16 protein-coding genes are annotated in these 15,757 nt (G+C 68.5%); 9 read left to right on the top strand and 7 right to left on the bottom strand.

Translation table 11 applies throughout. The annotated features are described in order from the left end of the window. Positions 1-16: 16 nt before the first annotated feature. The gene (locus CJZ78_RS03125) at positions 17-1,267 is read right to left on the bottom strand and encodes a histidine kinase (RefSeq protein ID WP_255373941.1); all 1,251 of its coding nucleotides are present in this window, start codon (positions 1,265-1,267) and stop codon (positions 17-19) included. A gap of 80 nt (positions 1,268-1,347) precedes the next feature. Between CJZ78_RS03125 and CJZ78_RS03120 the strand changes: the two genes are divergently transcribed. The 5 genes from CJZ78_RS03120 (at position 1,348) to CJZ78_RS03100 (ending at position 5,865) form a co-directional block, all read left to right on the top strand. Beyond that, positions 1,348-1,905 carry a hypothetical protein gene (locus tag CJZ78_RS03120; RefSeq protein ID WP_094559422.1) on the top strand — a complete coding sequence of 186 codons (558 nt, stop codon included), beginning with the start codon at positions 1,348-1,350 and terminating at the stop codon, positions 1,903-1,905. Positions 1,906-1,970: 65 nt separating this feature from the next. Next, positions 1,971-2,402 carry a cAMP phosphodiesterase gene (locus tag CJZ78_RS03115; RefSeq protein WP_094559478.1) on the top strand — a complete coding sequence of 144 codons (432 nt, stop codon included), beginning with the start codon at positions 1,971-1,973 and terminating at the stop codon, positions 2,400-2,402. Positions 2,403-2,408: 6 nt separating this feature from the next. Continuing rightward, on the top strand, positions 2,409-5,120 hold the full coding sequence (gene pepN, locus CJZ78_RS03110; protein WP_094559421.1) for an aminopeptidase N: 2,712 nt from the start codon (positions 2,409-2,411) through the stop codon (positions 5,118-5,120). Between the two features lie 57 nt (positions 5,121-5,177). After that, positions 5,178-5,414: a DNA-binding protein gene (locus CJZ78_RS03105; protein WP_094559420.1), complete on the top strand. Its 237-nt coding sequence runs from the start codon at positions 5,178-5,180 to the stop codon at positions 5,412-5,414. Then, positions 5,401-5,865, top strand: a complete 465-nt coding sequence (locus CJZ78_RS03100) for a type II toxin-antitoxin system VapC family toxin (protein ID WP_094559419.1) — start codon at positions 5,401-5,403, stop codon at positions 5,863-5,865. The genes CJZ78_RS03105 and CJZ78_RS03100 overlap by 14 nt, the downstream gene beginning before the upstream one ends. Here CJZ78_RS03100 and CJZ78_RS03095 read toward each other — a convergent pair. Then, the gene (locus CJZ78_RS03095; RefSeq protein ID WP_198953820.1) at positions 5,810-7,036 is read right to left on the bottom strand and encodes a family 10 glycosylhydrolase; all 1,227 of its coding nucleotides are present in this window, start codon (positions 7,034-7,036) and stop codon (positions 5,810-5,812) included. The two genes, CJZ78_RS03100 and CJZ78_RS03095, sit on opposite strands and share 56 nt — an antisense overlap. A gap of 44 nt (positions 7,037-7,080) precedes the next feature. Beyond that, positions 7,081-8,088, bottom strand: a complete 1,008-nt coding sequence (locus CJZ78_RS03090) for a ribose-phosphate pyrophosphokinase (RefSeq protein WP_094559417.1) — start codon at positions 8,086-8,088, stop codon at positions 7,081-7,083. A gap of 68 nt (positions 8,089-8,156) precedes the next feature. Between CJZ78_RS03090 and CJZ78_RS03085 the strand changes: the two genes are divergently transcribed. Beyond that, positions 8,157-8,672, top strand: coding sequence for a hypothetical protein (locus CJZ78_RS03085; RefSeq protein WP_094559416.1), 516 nt, complete (start codon positions 8,157-8,159; stop codon positions 8,670-8,672). Between the two features lie 54 nt (positions 8,673-8,726). Here CJZ78_RS03085 and CJZ78_RS03080 read toward each other — a convergent pair whose 3' ends face one another. Next, positions 8,727-9,689, bottom strand: coding sequence for an LCP family protein (locus CJZ78_RS03080; RefSeq protein ID WP_094559415.1), 963 nt, complete (start codon positions 9,687-9,689; stop codon positions 8,727-8,729). A gap of 75 nt (positions 9,690-9,764) precedes the next feature. Between CJZ78_RS03080 and CJZ78_RS03075 the strand changes: the two genes are divergently transcribed. Together CJZ78_RS03075 and malQ are read left to right on the top strand one after the other, a co-directional pair. Next, entirely contained in the window at positions 9,765-11,006 is a 1,242-nt protein-coding gene (locus tag CJZ78_RS03075; RefSeq protein WP_094559414.1) for a Coenzyme F420 hydrogenase/dehydrogenase, beta subunit C-terminal domain, read from the top strand. Next, positions 11,003-12,502, top strand: a complete 1,500-nt coding sequence (gene malQ / locus CJZ78_RS03070) for a 4-alpha-glucanotransferase (protein WP_094559413.1) — start codon at positions 11,003-11,005, stop codon at positions 12,500-12,502. Before CJZ78_RS03075 ends, malQ begins: the two co-directional genes overlap by 4 nt. A gap of 9 nt (positions 12,503-12,511) precedes the next feature. Here the strand turns inward: malQ and CJZ78_RS03065 are convergent, their stop codons facing one another. After that, the gene (locus CJZ78_RS03065; RefSeq protein WP_094559477.1) at positions 12,512-13,438 is read right to left on the bottom strand and encodes a RodZ family helix-turn-helix domain-containing protein; all 927 of its coding nucleotides are present in this window, start codon (positions 13,436-13,438) and stop codon (positions 12,512-12,514) included. Further along, positions 13,411-14,136 carry a pseudouridine synthase gene (locus CJZ78_RS03060; RefSeq protein ID WP_094559412.1) on the bottom strand — a complete coding sequence of 242 codons (726 nt, stop codon included), beginning with the start codon at positions 14,134-14,136 and terminating at the stop codon, positions 13,411-13,413. Before CJZ78_RS03060 ends, CJZ78_RS03065 begins: the two co-directional genes overlap by 28 nt. A 72-nt stretch (positions 14,137-14,208) precedes the next feature. Between CJZ78_RS03060 and CJZ78_RS03055 the strand changes: the two genes are divergently transcribed. After that, a complete protein-coding gene (locus CJZ78_RS03055; RefSeq protein WP_094559411.1) occupies positions 14,209-15,225 on the top strand; it encodes an RpoD/SigA family RNA polymerase sigma factor in 1,017 nt (338 codons plus the stop codon). A gap of 12 nt (positions 15,226-15,237) precedes the next feature. Here CJZ78_RS03055 and CJZ78_RS03050 read toward each other — a convergent pair whose 3' ends face one another. Continuing rightward, positions 15,238-15,738, bottom strand: coding sequence for a hypothetical protein (locus CJZ78_RS03050; RefSeq protein WP_369802007.1), 501 nt, complete (start codon positions 15,736-15,738; stop codon positions 15,238-15,240). Positions 15,739-15,757: the final 19 nt, after the last annotated feature.

The raw sequence follows: 15,757 nt of genomic DNA, 5'->3' as shown, positions 1-15,757 counted from the left end.
GTTGCTGTGTTGGAAGCTACGGGTCAGGGGGACCCTTCGTCAAGGCGGGTTGGGCCTGACCGCTCCAGACCGGAACGCTGACGTGGAAACAGGCCCCCTCACCGGGTTCGGACACCACCCAGATGCGGCCGCCATGCACCTCGGCGATGCGTCGGCACACCGACAGCCCCACGCCGTAGCCCGAGGTGGTGCCGGAGGTTTGCGGCAGACGCACCCGATCCAGGAAGATTCGCTGCTGCTCGGCTTTGGGGATCCCCGGTCCGCTGTCGCAGACGCTCACCTGCACCCATTGATCGGTGCGGTGCAGCAGGGTCAGGTGCACCCGGCCCCGATTGGGGGTGAATTTCAGGGCGTTTTCCAGCAGGTTGAGCAGCACCTGGCGCATGCGCCGCTGATCGGCGAACACATCGGGCAGGTCGGCGGGGATATCGGAGATCAGCTCCAGGTCGCGACCCACCCACAGCTTTTCAAGCTCGAGGATCGCCTCGGCGGCCACCTTGCCGAGCGACAGACGCTGGGGGTTGAACAGGGCCTCCCAGCGGGTCGTGCCCACCTCCAGCAGATCCTTGGAAAGTTCCTGGATGTCGTCGAGGCGGCGGGTGAGCACGTCGCGGAAGCGGGGCTCATCGATCTGGCCAAGGGTGTGGCTTTGCAGGGCGAGTTTGGCCGCGGTCAGGGGCGTCCGCAGTTCGTGGGCCACCATCCGCAGCAGCCGTTCCTGCACCCCCAGCCGCTCGATCAGGGTTTCGTTCTCCTGGCGCAGCACCAGGAGCTGGTCTTCCAGCTGCAGCTCCCGCCGGGTACGGCTGCCATCGATCTCGGCGGGCCGCAGGCTCATGCCCAGGCTGGTCACCACCTCCATCTGCTGCCAGCGCGGCAGCCAGCTGCGCAGCTTCTGGGTGATCGCATTGCCGGCGATCACCTGCTTCGGCAGAGGGCCGAGCTTCACCAGGGCCGGTGTGGCCACCAGCCGATGCAGCTCCAGCAGTTCCGGTTGGCGGGCTGGGTCGGCCAGCTCCAAGCTCACCGTGAAGCGGCACTCCTCGCTTTTGAGGAACTGAATCAGGTTGCGCAGATCCGGGCTGGCCAGGTGGTGCTGGGCGGCCACCAGCAGCAGCTTCAAGGCCTGACGCTCCGTCGCACGAGCAGCTGCGGCACTGCCTGCTGCGGCGCTGCCTGCTGCGGCGCTGTTTGCGACGACGCTCTCTGCGACGACAGCGTTAGCCACGGCTTCGGTGGTGGGTTGCTCGGCCTTCACGCAGTTCACCCTATGGGGATTTGGCCAGACCCGCCCAACCTCGCTATGACAGAGGTAACCAGTGCCGTGCGCCCAAGGGCCGGGATGTCATGAGCATGCTTTCGGATCTCCCCACCCCAGCGCGGCCGCGGATTCAGCTCGACAGCAACCTGCGTCGTTGGTTTGCCCGCAACCTTGGCTTGTGGCGCTCGCGACGGTTGTATTTCTTTGACGACGGCGAGTCGCTGCGCGTCGACATGATGCTGCGAGTGGAAACCTTCAGCGAGCCGGTGGAGGGCGATGCGGCTTATCGCTTCACCTGGTGGCCGGAGCAGGAGTTCGAGTTTTTCGACAAGAAACCCCGTTTCGTGCCGACGGGAACGATGGAGGCCTACCTGTGCGGGCATCAGCTGTGGCGCAGCCGCGGTTACATCTGTGGCACGCCCACCAAAACCCAGATCCGTCAGGTGGACGAGCACGAGCTGATTTTTGAGTCGCACTACCAGGAGTGGGACATCCTTGAACACGTTCGCCTGGTCGACCAGGACCGCTACCGCGCCCGCTCGATCTACTCCTGGAAGAACGGCGCGCTGGAGCTGGCCGAAACCCACCACGAAATCCGGGTGGAGGAGGCCGGGGCTGCGCTCCCGCACGACGCCCTGGCCTGATGCAGCAGCATGGCTGCATCTCAAGACACCCGTTTCCTGCTGTGACCTCCCGCCGTTCCGCTCCCTTGGCTGCCTCCTGGCTGGTGGCTCCGCTGTTAGTGCTGCCCCTGCTGCTGGCGCCGGCGGCGGCCCAGGCGGCCCCTGCCACGGAGGCGGACATGAACCTCTACACCCGCATTGCGGCGGTGAATGTCTGCATTGCCCGTGGGGCCGGCGTGCCCTTTGACAAGGCGGTGGGCATCGCCGGCGAAACCATCGCCCAGGTGATTCAGGGTCAGCACGACGGCGTGATCACCCAGGTGGGAGCCAAGCCGCTCAGCCTCGACGACCTGCGCAAGGGCTCGATCAATTCCGCCGTGCTCGGGGCTGCTGAGATCTGCCCCAAGGAGGTGCCGGCCGATGTGATGGCGAAGGTGCAGGAGGCCCTTAAGCCTGCCCCCGCTGCCAAGCCCTCCCCTTCGAAACCTTCCACTAGCAAGCCCTCCCCCAGCAAGTAATTCCCCATGGCCCTGGTGCGCCTCGCCGATTACCGCCCGGCGCCATTCCTGCTGGAGCGCACCGACCTGACGGTGCAGCTGCAGGCTGACCACACCGAGGTGGCGGCCCGGCTGGCCTTTGTGCCCAACCCAGAGGCCCCCTCCCCAGAGGCCCCGTCGCCCGAGCCCCTGGTGCTGCAGGGTGTGGATCTGGAGTTGCTGGAGTTGCGCCTCGATGGCGTGCCCCTGGCCGCGGAGGCTTACGAGCTCACGCCAGAGCAGTTGCGGATCGTTCATCCGCACCAGGGCCCGTTTGTGCTGGAGAGCCGGGTGCGCATCCATCCTGAAACCAACAGCACCCTCGAAGGCCTCTACGTGAGCGGCGGCCTGTTCACCACCCAGTGCGAGGCCGAGGGCTTCCGCCGCATCACTTTCCATCCCGACCGCCCCGATCTGCTCAGCCGCTTCCGGGTGCGGATCGAGGCGGATCGCGCTAGCTGCCCGGTGCTGCTCTCCAACGGCAATTGCATCGACACCGGAGTGCTGCTCCCCGATCCGGCCACGGGGGCAGCGCGCCACTATGCGATCTGGGACGATCCCTTCCCCAAGCCCTCCTATCTGTTTGCCCTGGTTGCAGGCCAGCTGGAGGAGGTGCGCGGCAGCTTCACCACCGCCAGTGGCCGGCCGGTGGCCCTGCGCATCCATGTGGAGCCCGGCGATGCGCCCTACACCGCCCACGCCATGGCCTCGCTGCAGCGCTCGATGGCCTGGGATGAGCAGCGCTACGGCCTCGAATACGACCTCGATGAGTTCAACATCGTGGCGGTGCGCCATTTCAACATGGGCGCGATGGAGAACAAAAGCCTCAACATCTTCAACTCCAAGCTCGTGCTGGCCGATGCCGAAACCGCCACCGACGGCGAGCTCGAGCGCATCGAGAGCGTGATTGCCCACGAGTATTTCCACAACTGGACCGGCAACCGCATCACCTGCCGTGACTGGTTCCAGCTGTCGCTCAAGGAAGGGTTAACGGTGTTCCGCGATCAGAGTTTCACGGAGGATCTGCACGGCGCGGCCCTCAATCGCATCGAGAACGTGGCGATGCTGCGCAACACCCAGTTCCGCGAAGATGCGGGTCCCACGGCCCACCCCGTGCAGCCCGATGCCTACCAGGCGATCGACAACTTTTACACCACCACGATCTACGAAAAGGGATCGGAACTCATTCGTATGTTGCACATCCTGCTTGGGGAGGAGACGTTCATGCGGGGGATGGCGCTGTATGTGAGCCGTCACGACGGCACCGCCGCCACCTGCGAAGACTTTGTGCAGGCGATGCAGGACGCCGGAGAGCAGGCCAGGGCATCGGGAGCCCCGATCCCTGCCTTTGATTTTGCCCAGTTCCGCCGCTGGTATCACCAGGCCGGCACCCCCCGCGTGCACATCCAGCGCCACTGGGATGGGGAGGCCGGCGCGTTGGAGCTGCAGGTGGAGCAGCACACCCCGCCCACCCCCGGCCAAAGCGATAAGCAGCCCTTGGTGATTCCCCTGGCCCTGGGCCTGCTCGACCAGGCCGGGGAGCCCCTGCCTGTGCAACTGGAGGGGGAGGCGAAGCCCGCCGTGCACGCCGGCGATGGCACCCGCCTGGTGGTGATCGATCGGCCCCAGCAGACCCTGCGGTTGGTGGGGTTGCCGCGGCAGCACCATCCGCCGGCCCTGTCGCTGCTGCGCCGGTTTTCGGCGCCGGTGATCCTGGAGATGGGGCGCCCCACCGCCGAGCTGGTGCATCTGCTCGCCGCCGATGCCGACCCCTTCGCCCGCTGGGATGCGGGCCAGGTGCTGCTGCGTCAGGCGGTGCTGGCCCGCGCCGCCGGCGCGGCCGACGCCCTGCTGGAGGAGGAACTGATCGATGCCTTCGGCCGGATCCTGGCCGACCCGTCGTTGTCGGAGGCCAGCCGCAGCGTGCTGATGGCGCTGCCAGGTCTGCCCGAGCTCGAGGATGCCGCTGCTGCAGCAGGTGGCGAGCCCGATCCGCCGGCCCTGTTTGCGGCCCTGATGGCCCTGCAGCAGCGCTTTGGTGCCGCCCTGGCTGAGCCCTTGGCGATGGCCCTGCAGCGCTGCACCCCCCAATGGGGCCTGGCCTGGCCCGAGGGCAACGGCGACCGGCTGCTCACCGGCACGGTGTGGAGCTGGCGGGTGGCGGCTGGCGACTCGGCCGTCTGCGCGGCAGCGGCGGCGGCGGTGCGGGGCCCCTCGATGACCCTGGCCCGCGCCGGTCTGCGGGCCTTGCAGTGCCATCCCATCCCGGAGCGCCAGCAGGCGGTGGAGGCGTTCTACCAGCGCTGGCAGGACAAGCCCGTCATCCTCGATGCCTGGTTTGCCCTGGAGGCTTCGGCCCCCTTTGCCGATGGCCTGGAGCGGGTGGCGCGGTTGCTGGAGCACCCGCGCTTCGATCCGGCCGCGCCCAATTCGGTGCGGGCCGTGCTGGGCGGCCTGGCCGGCAACGCGCCGGTGTTCCATGCCGCCGATGGCGCCGGCTACCGCTTCATGGCGGCGCGGATCGCCGAGCTCGACCAGCGCAACCCGATCACGGCTTCGCGCCTGGCCAAGGTGTTCAGCCGCTGGCAGAGTTACGGCCCGGCTCGCGCGGCCGCCATGCATGCCGCCCTCGAGCAGCTGGCCGCCGCTCCCCTTTCGCCCAATACCGGCGAGGTGGTGCAGCAGTGCCTGGGGAGCTGAGCCGGCAAGCCGCGGCTGGGCAGAGGCGATAGCATTGATATCAGGCGAGCTTGGCTGATGGCGGATCTGCTGGTGCGTGGGGTGGACGAGGCGATTGTGCAGGCCCTCAAGCGGCGGGCGGGAGACCATGGACGCAGTGCCGAGGCCGAACATCGAGCACTTCTGGTCGACGCACTGCTGAGCCCTCCGAGGCGCGACCTGGCTGAACTGTTGGCGGCCATGCCAGATGTGGGCTGCGATGCCGATTTCCAGCGGCCGATCGACAGCAGTAGCGACGCCGATGTTTTTGGTTAATACCAATGTGATCAGCGAAGCCCGCAAGGGGCGTCGTGCTGATCCAGGCGTGATGGCCTTCTGGGCCGAGGTGACAGCCAACAACACGCCCTTGTTTCTGGCGGCCATCACCATCGGTGAACTGCGCCGCGGCGTGGATCTCATCCGCCATCGAGGCGACCTCAAACAGGCTGATCTGCTCGAAGACTGGCTTGGGCAGGTGCTCCAGCACTACGGCGAGCGGGTGTTGGTGCTCGATGGAGATGCGGCTCAGCTCTGGGGGCGTCTGCGGGTGCCTGATCCCCACCACGCCATCGATAAGCAGATCGCCGCCATCGCCCTCTTGCATGGCCTCACGGTGGTGACCCGCAACTCCCATGACTTCGCGGGTTGTGGGGTTCGCCTGTTGAATCCCTTCAGCGGCGCTGGCCCGGCAGGGGGAGGGGCGGTGGGGGGCGAAGTGGGCCGTTGAGGCTCTGGTGCAGCTGGCGGAAGGCGGCTTGGCGGTAGGTCGCCCCTTCCGCTCCGGCGTGCAGCCCCCACAGGCCTTCCCAATAGAAATAGATCACGCCGTGGCCGCGGCTGGTGGCCAGTTGGGTCTTCTGGGCCAGGGTGGCCATGTCGGGGGTGCGACCGCCGAAGCCGGCCAGGATTCCGATCTCCACGGGCATGCCCCAGCTGCGTGCCTTCACCAGGGCGGGCTGGTTGAGGTCCTTCTCGAAGCCTTTCACCGAGTAGGCGTAGTTCTGCACCACTAGGTCGTCGATCAGCTCGCCGAGGGCCCAGAGTTCCCAGTCCTGGAGCCAGTGGTTGTAGGCGAAGCGGAAGGGGCCGGGCGACAGGCTGATGATCGTGCGCTTGGGCACGGAGCCCGCCGGGGCCTCCAGGGTTTTCAGTCGCCCCCGCAGCTCCCGCAGCAGCCCGGTGAGCTGCTGGCGCCGCCAGCGCATCCAGGCCCGATCGGTGTGGTTGTCGGGGGGCTCGCGGCCGGTGTCCTTGAGGAAGAGGGCGCGGCTGAAGGGGTCGTAGCCAAGCTCCACCGGCCAGGCAAAGTGGTCGTCGAGTTGGATGCCGTCGACGCTGCAGCGCTGCACGATCTCGGTGATCAGGCCGATGAAGCGCTCGCGCACGCCGGGGTGGGCGGGGTTGAGCCACACCATCGGCTTGCCGTGCATGGCCATTTCGCTGCTGCCATCGCGGCGTTGCAGCACCCACTCCGGGTGCTGGCGCACCACTGCGGCATCGGCCGGCTCCATCAGGCCGTACTCAAACCAGGGGATCACCTGCAGCCCGCGCCGATGGGCGGCGCGGGTGAAGCGGCAGATCGGATCGAGGTTGGGGCTGGCCTTCTCCAGCGCCGGCTCCAGCGGCGCATGGCGGGACCGGTGGAAGGTGGTGCCCCGGCTCCACACGTTGGGATAGAGGGTGTTGAAGCCGGCGTTGGCCAGCTCGCTCACCGCCCGGTCGATGCGGCTGGGGTCGTAGTAGAGGGGGCTGGGGCTGTTGGTGAGCCACACGCCGATCCGGCGCTGAGGGATCTGCAGGGGTTGGGCCTGCAGCGGCTGGGCTGCAGCCCAGGGCACGGTGAGCAGCACGCTCACCGCCGCAGGCAGCAGGGCCTTGAACCGGGCGAAGCGGCACAACCAGGCTGGTCGTAGCTGGGAAATGGATATCAGCGGAACGGGTTTCAGCGGAACATCGAGCTCACCGAGCTCTCATCGTGGATGCGCCAGATGGCTTCGCCCAGCATGTTGGCCACCGACAGCACCTGCAGCTGGGGGAAGCGGCCATCGTGGTTCTGGGGGATGCTGTTGGTGACGAGCACCTCTTCAAACAGGCCCGGCTCCGACATCCGCTCGATCGCCGGTGGTGAAAACACGGCATGGGTGGCGCCAGCCAGCACCCGGATGGCGCCCCGATCGCGCAGCAGCTTGGCGCCGGCGCAGATGGTGCCGCCGGTATCGATCATGTCGTCGATCAGGATCGCCGTCTTGCCGGCCACATCGCCGATCACCGTGAGGCTTTCGGCCACGTTGTGGCCCGAACGGCGCTTGTCGATGATCGCTAGGGGGGCATCGTTCATCTGCTTGGCGAAGGCCCGGGCCCGGGCCACACCGCCCACATCGGGAGACACCACCACCACCTCGCCGAGGTCGCGGGCGCGCAGATAATCCACCAGCACCGGCGAGCCGTAGATGTGGTCGCAGGGGATGTCGAAGTAACCCTGGATCTGGGCCGAGTGCAGGTCCATGGCCAGCACACGATCCACGCCGCTCTTGGCCAACAGGTTGGCCACCAGCTTGGCGGTGATCGACTCCCTGCCCGCCGTCTTGCGGTCGGCGCGGGCGTAGCCGTAGTAGGGGATGACGGCGGTGATCTGACGGGCGGAGGCCCGTTTGCAGGCATCCACCATGATCAGCAGCTCCATCAGGTGATCGTTCACCGGAGCGCAGGTGGGCTGGATCAGGAACACGTCGCAGCCGCGAATCGATTCCTGGATCTGGATGTAGAGCTCGCCATCGGCGAAGCGCTTGATCACCCGCGGGCCGTCGGGAACGCCCAGGTAGGCGCCGATTTCGCGGGCGAGGGCCTGGTTGGCGGTGCCGCTGAACAGGCGCAGCCGGCGGGTGTCGTGAGTCGACTGGGTCGCGCTGCCTTGGGGCGCCACGCGATCAGCGGTCAAGAAACTGGTCACGGCGGGCGCGGATGCGTCGGCTGAAACCCGATCGTAGAAGCGTGGCCCCCTCCCCAGTGCAAACATCCATGACGCTTTCCAAGCCTGGTTTGCCGCGGTCGCTGGTGCTGGTGGCCGCTGGGCCCGCGGCAGCCGTCGTCGCGCTGCAGCACCCACTGGGGCCCCAGCTGGCCAGGGCCCTTGGCATGCCCTTGAGCGCCCCTTTGGATCCTCTGGAGCCCCAGCGCGCCCTGGCTGGCCTGGCCGCGCAGGGGCCGTGCCTGGTGCCCCTGCCGGTCGATCCCGGCTTGCCCCTCAACGGCGCCGGCCACTGGGCTGAGGCTTTAGGGGCCTGGCGCCAGCCGGTGCTGCTGCTGCTGGCGGGCGAGCAACTGGAGAGTGGCCTGCCGGCGGCGATGGTGGCCCTGTTGCACCAGTGGCAGGTGCCGCTGGTGGGACTGGTGCAATGCGATGGGGCCTGGGACCCGGAGGCCCGCCGCGGCGATGGTCTGCCCTGGCTGGGTGGGCTCGATCCGGCAACTGGTGAGGCCGGAACCCTGGCGGCCGCCCTGGCGCTGCGCTGGCGTCAGATCGCCTCTAATTGAGTCCCGACTGAGTCCGGACCGAGTCCCGACTAAGTCCCCTTGCGTCTGCCTGCGTTACTGGTCTGCTGCTGAAACACCCGGGGCCTGCCAGAGGGGACTCGGTGCGCTGCTGGCGATCTGGCGCAGGGGCTGGCCAGCTTTGCTGGGAGTCAGCGGCACGCTGGTGAACTGCACCGTTTCGCCGTGGCTCAGGCCGGAGGCCAGCAGGCTCAGGGTTTCCGGTTGGCTGAGGTTGGTGACGACGCCCTTGTTCTGGAGAGATTGGAGCAGTGAGGAGAGCCGGCCCAGTTGCTCCGGCAGTGCCATTTCTCGCAGCAGGCTGCGCACCACCAGCTGGTGGTTGTCCTGGCGGCTGTCCTCCGGACGGGCGGGATCGCGGTAGCGCACCAGTTGTTCCACCTCGTTGCCCTTCAGCCGCTGCAGCCCACCCTGCAGATCAACGGTGAAGCGTTGGCTTTTGTCGTTGTATCGCAGGGCCCGGGTGGGGTTGGCGGCGATGCTGCCGAGACCATCCACCAGGCTGCGCAGGCTCGTTCGGCCGAGCACCAGATAGCGATCCGGTTCGCCGGAGTCGAGCCCCACCAGGTTGCGCACGGCATCGGCAGTGAGGGCGGCGCCGCCAAGGCGGTAGAGGCTGCCCAGGCTCTGGGGCCGTGTCTGGCCGGGGAGCTGCACCGCCAGGTTGGCCGGCAGGGTGAGCACCTGGAGCGGCCCCTGGGGGTTCACCCGCACCAGCAGCAGGGCATCGGCATTGGCCGGTCCGCGGGGGGCGGCTTGGTTGATCGGATCGCCTGGCTGCTCGCTGTCGAGGCCGATCACCAGCAGAGTGATGCTGCGGCTCGGCGCCTTGCCCAGGTCGGCCGGGCTGAGCTGCCGCACCGGTTCGGTGGCGCGATCGGGCTCGGGCCAGATCAGGCCGAGCAGCCCCAAGCCCGCGGTGATTCCGGCGGCAGCCGCCCCCAGCCGCAGCAGGGTGGGCCCCAGGCGGGGCTTGGGCTGGGCGGGACGACGGGGCATCGGGGCTCGGCGGCAACTCACTTTGGCCTAACCCGATAGGTTGTGCCCTGGCTGATGGGGCGAGGGAACCCGCTGATGGCAGCACTGTTTTCGGTAAGCGGCTCTTCGCAAAGCGGCTCGTTCACCGCGCCGGCCCCCCACGAGCGGGCCCGCCCCCTGGCCAAGGGCAGCGTTTACCCCGCCAAGGATCTCTGCAGCCAGTGCGGCCTCTGCGACAGCCGCTGGGTGGCCTATGTGAAGGACAGCTGCGCCTTCCTCGAGCAGCGCTTTGAGGCGATGGAGGAGCAGGCCCATGGCCGCAGCCGCGACCTGGACAACGACGACGAGCTCTATTTCGGCGTGCAGCAGCGCATGCTCACCGCCCGCTTGGCCCCGCCGATCGACGGCGCCCAGTGGACCGGGATTGTCAGCCGCATCGGCGTGCGCGCCCTGGAAACGGGCCTGGTGGATGCGGTGCTGTGCGTGGGCCAGAGCGACGAGGATCGCTTCACGCCTGTGCCGCGGCTGGCCCGCACGCCGGAGGAGGTGCTCAGCGCCCGGGTGAACAAGCCCACCCTCTCGTCCAATCTGGAGGTGCTTGAGCAGCTGCCGGGCAGCGGCATCCGCCGGCTGTTGGCGATCGGCGTGGGCTGTCAGATCCAGGCCCTGCGAGCCGTGCAGTCCACCCTGCCCCTCGATGAGCTCTATGTGCTGGGGTTGCCCTGCGTTGACAACGTCTCTCGCGCCGGGTTGCAGACCTTCCTGGAGAGCACAGTGAGCTCGCCCGACACGGTGGTGCACTACGAGTTCATGCAGGACTTCCGCATCCACTTCCGCCACAGCGACGGCCGCGAGGAAACGGTGCCCTTCTTCGGGCTCGACACGCCCAAGCTCAAGGACGTCTTCGCGCCGAGCTGTCTGAGCTGCTTCGACTACACCAACGCCGGAGCCGATCTGGTGGTGGGCTACATGGGGGCGACGTTTGGGCGCCAATGGCTCACAGTGCGCAACCCGAAAGGCCAGGTGCTGCTGGATCTGGTGGAGAGCGAGCTCGATGTGGCGCCGGTGACCAGCAGCGGCAGCCGCCAGGCGGCGGTGCAGCAGGGCATCGAGGCCTACGACAAGGCCGTGAAGCTGCCCCTCTGGCTGGCCAACCTGATCGGCTGTGTGGTGGGGCGCCTGGGGCCGAAGGGCCTGGAATACGGCCGCTTCTCGATCGACTCCCACTTCACCCGCAACGCCTTGTGGCTGCGCCGCAATCACCCCGAGAAGGTGGCGGCCCACATCCCGGCCTTCGCCCAGACAATCATCAGCCGCTACCGGCTGCCTGAAGCGTGAGGCTCGCCGGCGTTTTGCTCCATCCCACGTCCCTGCCGGGGCCTGGGGGCTGCGGCGGCTTTGGCCAGCCGGCCCACGACTGGTTGGCGCTGCTTGGCCGCCATGGCATAGGTGTTTGGCAGCTGCTGCCCCTGGCCCCCACCGACAGCACGGGCTCGCCCTACAGCTCCCCCAGCGGTTCGGCCCTCAATCCCTGGCTGCTCGACGCCGAAGCCCTGGTGCAGGCTGGCTTTTTGCAGCGCTCGGATCTCGAGGCCCTCCCCGGCGCCGCCGCCCGCCCCGGCCCGATGGATCTGGCGATGATGCCGGCCCGCAGCCGGGCGCTTGGTGAGGCCTTGGCCCGCCGCTGGCCGGGTCAGCCGGTGCAGCAGCAGCGCGCCTTTCGCCGCTGGCGCCGCCGCGAGCGCGGCTGGCTGCCCGACCATGCGCTGTTCATGGTGATCCGCCGGCTCCAGGGCGGTCAGCCCTGGTGGCAGTGGCCGGCTCCCCTGGCCCGCCACCGCCGCTCCGCCCTGCGCCGCATCGCCCGGGAGCAAGTCGGCTGGCTGCTGGAGGAGGAGCTGCTGCAGTGGCAGTTGCAGCGCCAGTGGCAGCAGCTGCGCCAGCAGGCCGAGCGTGCCGGTGTGCAACTGCTCGGTGATCTGCCCTTCTACGTGGCCCACGACAGCGCCGACGTGTGGGCCCACCGCGCCCTGTTTTCCCTGCGTGCCGATGGCAGCCTCACCGCCCAGAGCGGTGTGCCGCCCGACTATTTCTCCGCCACCGGTCAGCTCTGGGGCACGCCGGTGTACCGCTGGCCCATGCATCTGCTCAGCGGCTTTCGCTGGTGGCTGGCTCGCCTGCAGCGTCAATTTGAGCTGTTTGATCGGCTGCGGCTCGACCACTTCCGCGCCCTGCAGGCCTTCTGGAGCGTGCCGGGGGATGCCGCGACTGCTGAACATGGCCGCTGGCGCTGGTTTCCGGGCTGGCCGTTGTTGGCGCTGCTGTGGCTACGGCGCGGCCTTCACCTACCCCTGATCGCCGAAGACCTGGGCGTGATCACCCCGGCGGTGGAAGCTCTGCGCGATGGTTTCGGGCTGCCGGGCATGAAGATCCTGCAGTTCGCCTTCGATGGTGACCCTGCCAACCCCTACCTGCCTGCCAACATCCGCGGCCGCCGCTGGGTGGTGTACACCGGCACCCACGACAACGCCACCAGCGTGGGGTGGTGGCAGAGCCTCGACGAGGGCGGCCGTCGGCGCGTGGCCGAGGCGGTGGGGGTGCCGATCACGGCTCCGGCCTGGCAGCTGCTCGAGCTGGCTCTGGCCAGCTCCGCCGATCTGGCCGTGGCGCCCCTCCAGGATCTGCTCGAGCTCGACGACCGGGCCCGCTTCAACACCCCTGGCACCAGTTCCGGCAACTGGACCTGGCGCCTCGAGCAGCCCATCACCAGCCTGGATGGGGCCCTTCAGGGCTATGGCGCCATGGCTGCCCGCTACGGCCGAGCAACCTCTTAGGGCCTGGGCTTAAGGCTCGGCAAAGCTGCCGGGCTGCCCCTTCACGGGCTGGAGTGCTGCCCCGTTCCAGCTCAGTCGGTCGCCGGGGCCGGGGGCCGGCTGCACCTCCAAACGGAAACCGCCGCTGAGGGGCAGGCTGAGGCTTCCGCTGGCGTTGCGCAGGCTGGTGCGCACCCCGCTGGCGCTCTCCAGATTGAGCTGGCTGGGCTGGCTTAGCTCCAGCTCCAGCAGCCCTGAGCGCAGCGAGGCTGCGGGTTTGGTGCGCCGCAGCTGGGCGACCCCCTGCCCTCGGGCGGCCAGCTCCAGCGGCCGCAGCTCGGGATAAAGCGTCAGCAGGGCCTGCTCGGGCCGCGGCGGCTTGGCCTGCTCCTGCGCCGGTAGGGGTGGAATCGGCCGCACCGCCAGCAGGCCCCGCAGAGCCAGCTGCTGTTGCTGCAGGTTCAGCGCATACACCAGCCCCAGGGTGAGCACGCCGTAGAGGAGCGTGCCCTGCCAGGTGGTGAACACGTCGATGTTGCCCGGCGTGAAGCGCCGCAGCAGCGGTTGCCGTCGCTGGTCCTGGGGCAGCCGTTCGCTGTCGGGCAGCACCGTCTCCAGGCTGCCGGCGGGCAGGTCGAGGTGCCGCTCGATCAGCGGCACCATGGTGCGCAGGTAGGTGGTCTCCGGCAGCCGGTCGCGCCAGCCCCGCTCGAGGGCTTCCAGCACCGCCGTGCTGATGCGGGTGTCCAGGGCCAATTGCCGCAGGGTCAGGCCGCGCTCTTCGCGCCGCTGCCGCAGCGTCTGCCCAATTGCCAGCAGAGGATCGGCTGGCGGCTCCGCCGCAGCGTTGCTGGCCGGCAGGGGACCCCGCTGCCACCAGCGGCCGAGGCGGCCCCGCGGGCGCTTGGGTGGCAGCGGGGGGGTGGGGGTCAGGGCTGGGTTGTCAGTGCTGCCCATTCTTGGCGATCGAGGCGCCGCCAGCGACCCTCGGGCAGGTCGCCGAGCTGAAGCGGTCCGATCGATCGCCGTTGCAGATCCCGCACCGGATGGCCGAGCAGCGCGGCGGTGCGCCGGATCTGGCGGTTGCGCCCCTCCCCCATGTGCAGCTCCAGTTCGGTGGTTTGGGGTGTGCGCCTGAGCACCTGCAGCCCAACCGGTTGGCTGGCCTGGCCGTCGAGGGGCACGCCGGCGGCCCAGCGCTGCAGCGTTGGGGCGTCGGGCCGGCCCTGCACCCACACCCGGTAGGTCTTGCGGTGGCCGTAGCGGGGGTGGGTGAGGCGCAGGGTGAGGTCGCCCTGGTTGCTGAGCAGCAGGGCGCCGTGGCTTTCGGCGTCGAGACGCCCCACCGGGTGCAGCCCGCAGCCCTCGCGCAGGTCGGCCGGCAGCAGGTCGAGCACCGTGGGGCGACCTTCGGGGTCGTGGCAGCTGCAAACCACCCCCGCCGGCTTGTTGAGCAGCAGCAGCAGCGGCTCCGGCCGGGCCGCCAGGGGCTCGCCCCGCAACGTGATCCGGTCCCGCTGTGGGTCGGCCCGGTCCCCCAGCTGGGCCACGGCGCCGTTCACCTGCACCAGCCCCTGACGCAGCAGGGATTCGGCCTGCCGGCGTGAGCAGAGGCCAGCGGCGGCCATCAGTTTTTGCAGGCGTTCGTGGGCCATGGCTCCCATGCTGCCGCCCGGCAAAGGATGGTAGGTTTACGAAACAAAAGAGTTTCGTAAACCCGGCTTCCCATGCCCGCTCTGCCCGTTCTTGGCTCCAGTTCAGGGTCGGAAAGCTCCTCTGCCCAGGGCGGGGGCGATCTGGTGCGCAGCTACCTGCGGGACATCGGCCGGGTGCCGCTGCTGAGTCACGAGCAGGAGATCACGCTGGGGCGCCAGGTGCAGGAGCTGGTGGCGCTGGAGGAGCTGGAGTTGGAGTTGGAGAGCCGGTTGGGCAACAAGCCGAGCCAGGCGGAACTGGCCCAGGCGGCGGGCCTCAGTGCACCGCTGCTGAAAAAGCGGTTGCAGGCGGGTCGCCGGGCCAAGGAGCGGATGGTGGCGGCCAACCTGCGGCTGGTGGTGAGCGTGGCCAAGAAGTACACGCGGCGGAACATGGAGCTGCTGGACCTGATCCAGGAGGGCACGATCGGGCTGGTGCGGGGCGTGGAGAAGTTCGACCCAACGCGGGGCTACAAGTTTTCGACCTATGCGTATTGGTGGATCCGCCAGGGGATCACGCGGGCGATTGCGGAAAAGAGCCGCACGATCCGGCTGCCGATCCACATCACCGAAACCCTCAACAAGCTCAAAAAAGGTCAGCGTGAACTGAGCCAGCTGCTGGGCCGCACCCCCACGGTGACGGAACTGGCGGAAGCGGTGGAGCTCCCCGAAGAGGAGGTGAAGGACCTGCTGTGCCGTGCACGCCAGCCGGTGAGCCTGGAGACGAAGGTGGGTGACGGCGATGACACCGAGCTGCTGGATTTATTGGCGGGTGACGCGGAACTGCCGGAGGACCGGGTGGATGGGGAGTGCCTGAAGGGCGACCTGCGGGCACTGCTGGAGCAGCTGCCGGAGCTGCAGGGGCGGGTGCTGAAGATGCGCTACGGCATCCCTTGCGATCAGGTGCCGGGCCGATCCGAGCCGATGAGCCTCAGTGCCATCGCCAAGCACCTGGGCATGAGCCGGGACAAAACCCGCAATCTGGAGCGCAAGGCCCTCGAAGGCGTGCGTGCCCAGTCGCGGATGCTGGAGGGCTATCTGGTTGCTTAAAGGGCCAGCGCCCTAGAAAAACTGGTCGAAATTGTCGAAGTCGACGGCGCTGAAGGTGCCGTCCTGCACCTGGCCCATCAGCCGCTCCAGCTGCACCCACAGGGCTCCGGCGGTGCCGACCGACAGCACGAAGGACACCAGCAGAGCTACCCCTGAGGAGAAGCCGAACACCTGCAGGCTGCCGCCAATGAACAGGGTGACGCCGATGACCACGCCGATGTAGGGCAGGGTGATGGCGATGTTGCCGAGGGGAAGCAGGGCCAGCCGATCCTGTTTCCAACCCTCGAGCCGGTTCTGCACCAGCTTGGCGAAGGTGAGCCCGCAGAGCACACCCATCGCCAGGCCGATCCCCGCCACCACGTAGGGAGGCTGCAGGATCGGCGCGTACTCCAGCAGGATGTCGATGCCGTCGAGGTCACCGAACATCCAGCTCCCTGCCAGTGCGCCGGCCTCCGCCGCATCCCCGGCCTCCGCGGCATCCATGGCCAGGGACAGATCGGGCAGGCTGGCCATCGGCAGGAGCTGGGCAAGA

It is taken from the genome of Synechococcus sp. 8F6, assembly GCF_002252665.1.
GTDB lineage: Bacteria > Cyanobacteriota > Cyanobacteriia > PCC-6307 > Cyanobiaceae > Cyanobium_A.
The sequence above is the reverse complement of the archived record's forward strand: the minus strand, read 5'-3'. Positions and strand labels throughout refer to the sequence as shown.